We start from the raw sequence: 1,119 nt of genomic DNA, 5'->3' as shown, positions 1-1,119 counted from the left end.
CTAGGTGGCCGAGTCCCGCACCGGGTGGATGCGGCCACCAAGACAGCACTGCTGGGCCTGCTCGACCACGCGGTCGGCGCCGGCTGGACGCTGCGCCGCGCCTGCCACGAACTGGAACTCGGCGAGGTCCGCGCACACCGCTGGATCGCGCGTCGCACGATCGGAGAGCTGGTCGACAAGGCCCCAGGTGGATCACCCATGCACGGGCTGCTCGACGAGGAAGCCGACGAGATCCTGGCCCTGTTCGACGAATGGGGCGAGACCGACCGCTCGCATCGCAAGCTGGCGCACCGCGGCTCCTACCTTCATCGGGTGTGGGTGTCGCCGTCGAGTGTGCGCCGCGTTCTGTTCCTGGCGGACAAGCATTTCCGGCCGTTACCCAAGCCGGGCCGCTCGCAGCGCAAACCGTTCCCGGACTGGGTGGACTACAAGCCGAACTCGATCTGGATCTACGACACGACGCATTTCACCAAAGCGGGGATGGCGGTGCTGATCGTCCAGGACCTCATCTCGCGCAAGTGGATCACCGAGGTCGTCTCCGCCGAGGAAACCTCCACCCAGGTCGAGGTCGCGTTCACCGACGCACTCGACGCCGAGGGACTCCTGGAAGTCGTCGAGCGCCGCCAAGACGGGCTCGTCAACATCGACACCGACGACGAGGCTCGGCCGATCCTGCTTGCGGTGTCCGATAACGGCCCGCAGATGACGTCAGGGTCCACGCGGGAGTTCATGGCGCTGTGCGCGATCGCCCAGCACTTCGGCCGCCCGGGCACCCCGACCGATCAGGCCTGGATCGAGAGCTTCAACGGACACCTCAAGGCCGAGTTCCCGCACCTGCTCGCGATCGAGGACCCCGTCACCCTGCGCGCCGAACTCGCCGACACCCGCGAGTTCTGGAATTCGGTCCGGCTCCATGCCGGCATTGGATACGTCACGCCCAACGACGAACACGAAGGACGAGGGGAGGCCATCCGCAAAGCACGACAAGCCGGACTCGAACAAGCCCACAAACGCCGCCTTGCCTGGCACCGCCAGCAAAGGCACACTGAACCCATCCAGGACCCCGACGATGTTGTCTGATCAAACGCGAATCTCTATCGCAAAGTCAGAAACACCTCA

General features: G+C 65.5%; 1 protein-coding gene. It reads left to right on the top strand.

Going from position 1 to position 1,119, the window contains the following annotated elements; all coding sequences use genetic code 11:
* Window positions 1-1,080: integrase core domain-containing protein (locus EET03_RS29735; protein ID WP_341868776.1), on the top strand; the 1,080-nt coding region annotated here is incomplete at its 5' end.
* Between the last annotated feature and the right edge of the window lie 39 nt (window positions 1,081-1,119).

This window comes from Mycobacterium innocens, assembly GCF_900566055.1.
Lineage (GTDB): Bacteria > Actinomycetota > Actinomycetes > Mycobacteriales > Mycobacteriaceae > Mycobacterium > Mycobacterium innocens.
Note: the sequence above shows the minus strand (reverse complement) of the source record. Positions and strands in the feature narration are given on the sequence as shown.